3 tRNA genes are annotated in these 271 nt (G+C 50.6%); all 3 read left to right on the forward strand.

From position 1 onward, the window contains the following. The first annotated feature begins 3 nt into the window (after window positions 1-3). The 3 genes from FOA33_RS09135 to FOA33_RS09145 all read left to right on the forward strand — a co-directional run bounded on the left by FOA33_RS09135 (window position 4) and on the right by FOA33_RS09145 (window position 260). Window positions 4-76, forward strand: a tRNA-Val gene (locus tag FOA33_RS09135). A gap of 5 nt (window positions 77-81) precedes the next feature. After that, a tRNA-Gly gene (locus FOA33_RS09140) sits at window positions 82-152 on the forward strand. A gap of 34 nt (window positions 153-186) precedes the next feature. After that, window positions 187-260 (forward strand) — tRNA-Ile (locus FOA33_RS09145). Window positions 261-271 lie beyond the last annotated feature (11 nt).

Below are 271 nucleotides of genomic sequence, written 5' to 3' on the forward strand. Positions count from 1 at the left end.
AGAGGGAGTTTAGCTCAGCTGGGAGAGCATCTGCCTTACAAGCAGAGGGTCAGCGGTTCGATCCCGTTAACTCCCATTTTAGCGGGTGTAGTTTAGTGGTAAAACTACAGCCTTCCAAGCTGTTGTCGCGAGTTCGATTCTCGTCACCCGCTTTGAACTTTGTTCAAATACCAAGTTTTTTAACTTGGGCGCGTAGCTCAGGTGGTTAGAGCGCACGCCTGATAAGCGTGAGGTCGGTGGTTCGAGTCCACTCGTGCCCATCTATGGATAT

Origin of the sequence: Streptococcus cristatus (genome assembly GCF_019685515.1) — a bacterium.
Classification (GTDB): Bacteria; Bacillota; Bacilli; order Lactobacillales; family Streptococcaceae; genus Streptococcus.